At 66.3% G+C, this 2,910-nt stretch carries 2 protein-coding genes; both read left to right on the top strand.

The annotated features are described in order from the left end of the window. A partial coding sequence (locus DBR34_RS09685) for a TonB-dependent receptor (RefSeq protein WP_258223789.1) occupies positions 1–1,985 on the top strand: 1,985 nt, incomplete at its 5' end. A 245-nt stretch (positions 1,986–2,230) separates the two neighbouring features. After that, the coding region (locus tag DBR34_RS22525) for a cation:proton antiporter (RefSeq protein ID WP_258223791.1) at positions 2,231–2,910 on the top strand (680 nt) is incomplete at its 3' end.

Raw genomic sequence — 2,910 nt, 5'->3', positions numbered from 1 at the left:
GCTCGTCGGCAGTGGACATCAACGCGATCCCGATCTCGGCGATCGAGCGGGTGGAAGTGCTGCGCGATGGTGCCTCGGCCCAGTACGGCTCGGACGCGATTGCCGGCGTGGTCAACATCGTGCTGAAGGGCTCGTCCGCCGGCGGCAGCCTGGCCGTGGACGCGGGCCAGTACTCGGCCGGCGACGGCAACAAGTACCAGCTCTCCGGCGATGCCGGGATCGGCTTCGCCGACGGCCGCGGCAGCGTGCACGTGGCCGGGCAGATTCTGCAGCAGGACGAGAGCAATCGTGCCGGCCCGTACCAGGGCACCACGCCGAACACCGGCAATTTCCCCGACATCGGCCAGACCACCTTCGTGGTGGGCGACCCGCGGGTGGACGCCACCGCCGCCTCGGTCAACGCCAGCTTCCAGTTCAGCGACCACGTGTCTGCCTACGCCACGGCGATGGCCAGCAACCGCGACATCACCTCGTTCGCGTTCTACCGCTCGCGCACCAACAGCGGCCAGGGCCCGTTGCTGGCGCAGACCTACCCGGACGGCTTCGTGCCGCAGATCAACCAGTACTCCAAGGACCGCTCGCTGGTGGCCGGGGTCAAGGGCAACACCGACAGCGGCTGGACTTGGGATGTGAGCGCCAACCACGGCGAGAACACCATCGATTTCCACACCCGCAACAGCATCAACTACAGCCTCGGCCTGACCAGCCCGCGTTCGTTCTACGACGGTGCGCTGAAGTACACCCAGGACATCTTCAACGCCGACCTGACCAAGTCGCTGGACTGGGGCCTGGCCTACCCGGTCACGCTGTCCTTCGGCGGCGAGTACCGCCGCGAGAACTGGGAGCAGTCCGCCGGTGAAGCGAACGCTTACTTCGGTAGCGGCGCGCAGGGCTTCGGCGGCTTCACCCCGCTCAACGCGGTGGACGCCGACCGCCACAACTACGCGGTGTATGCCGGGCTGGAAGCCGACCTCACCGACAAGTTCTCGGCCGGCGTGACCGGGCGCTACGAGGATTACTCGGACTTCGGCGACAAGTTCTCCGGCAAGCTGTCGGCACGCTATGCGTTCACCGACAAGGTCGCGCTGCGCGCCACCGCCTCGTCCGGCTTCCGCGCCCCGTCCCTGGCCCAGCAGAGCTACCAGGCGGTCACCAGCACGATCATCAACGGTGCCTTCGTCGAGCGCGGCACGTTCCCCACCACCAGTGCCGCGGCACAGGCGCTGGGCGCCAGCCCGCTGAAGGCCGAAAGCTCCACCTCCTACAGCCTGGGCCTGGTGCTGCAGCCGATCGATCGCCTGTACCTGACGGTGGATGCGTACCAGATCGACATCGACGACCGCATCGTGTTGTCCACCAACATCACCACCAATGCCGCCGCCAATTCGCTGCTGGCCGGCCTGGGGCTGCCCGGGGTCACCGCGTTCTCCTACTTCACCAACGGCGTGGACACGCGCACCCGCGGCATCGATGCCGTGTCCAGCTACTCGATCCCATTCAGCGCCAGCACGCTGGAACTGACCGCGGCCTACAGCTACAACGACACCGAGGTGAAGAAGTTCATCGCCTCGCCGCCGGTGTTCGGCACGCTGGGCATCACCCAGTCGCTGATCGGCCGCGACGAAATCGGCCGCATCGAAGACAGCTACCCGCGCAACAAGACCATCCTCAGCGGTACCTGGCGCAGCGATCATTGGGACCTGAACCTGGCCGCCACGCGCTACGGCAGCTTCACCGTGCGCAACTCGGCTACTGCCCTGCGCGACCAGACCTACGACGGCTCGTGGGTGCTGGATGCGTCGGTGAGCTACAAGCCCAGCGAGAACTGGGCCCTCACCCTGGGCGCGGACAACCTGCTGGACGAGTACCCCGACCGCACCGTGGACCTGCAGAATTCCACCTGGGGCATGCTGCCGTACAGCAACTACTCGCCGTACGGCTTCAACGGCGCCTACGTGTACGGTCGCATCACCTACAAGTGGTAATAGGGCATCGCGTGGTTGCCGGCCGCTGGCCGGCAACACCGGTTTTCCCATGCCGCGGTCCCCCGGGGCATGTGCGTTTTGGCCTCGCAACAGCGCGATTCCGCGCATTCATGCCTGTCATGCGCGCCTGTCCCGGACAGCACATCACCTGACCACAGGGACATACCAGCACTGCGGCACGCGATGTTTGCCCGGATCGGCCGCATCGGTGAAAATCGGGACATCCCCTATTTCTGCGAGCCCCGATGCACCATGACACCGACCTGATCAACATCGTTGCCGTTGGCCTTGGGCTCGCCTTCATTCTCGGCGCGCTGGCCAACAAGCTGCGTTTGTCTCCCCTGGTCGGTTATCTGGTTGCGGGCATCTGCGTAGGACCGTTCACCCCTGGCTTCGTCGCCGACCAGGCCCTGGCCAACCAGCTGGCCGAAATCGGCGTGATGCTGCTGATGTTCGGGGTGGGCCTGCATTTCTCGCTGAAAGACCTGATGGCGGTGAAGGCGATCGCCATTCCCGGCGCGATCGGGCAGATCCTGGTGGCTACCCTGCTCGGCTGGGGCCTGGCGGCGCTGATGGGCTGGCCGGTCATCCACGGCGTGGTGTTCGGCTTCGCGCTGGCCACCGCCAGTACCGTGGTGCTGCTGCGCGCGATGGAAGAACGCCGCCTGCTGGAAACCCAGCGCGGCAAGATCGCGGTGGGCTGGCTGATCGTCGAGGACCTCGCCTGCGTCCTGGCGCTGGTGATGATGCCGGTCCTGGCCGGTGTATTCGGGCCGGACTCGGCCAATGAAACCCACACCCTCGGCAGCGTGCTGGCCAGCATCGGCTGGACGTTCGTGCAGCTGGGGCTGTTCGTGGCGGTGATGCTGGTGGTCGGCCGCCGGGTCATTCCGTGGATCCTGGAGCGCATTGCCAGCACCGGCTC

It is taken from the genome of Stenotrophomonas sp. HMWF003 (genome assembly GCF_003061285.1).
GTDB lineage: Bacteria > Pseudomonadota > Gammaproteobacteria > Xanthomonadales > Xanthomonadaceae > Stenotrophomonas > Stenotrophomonas maltophilia_AP.
The sequence above is the reverse complement of the archived record's forward strand: the minus strand, read 5'-3'. Positions and strand labels throughout refer to the sequence as shown.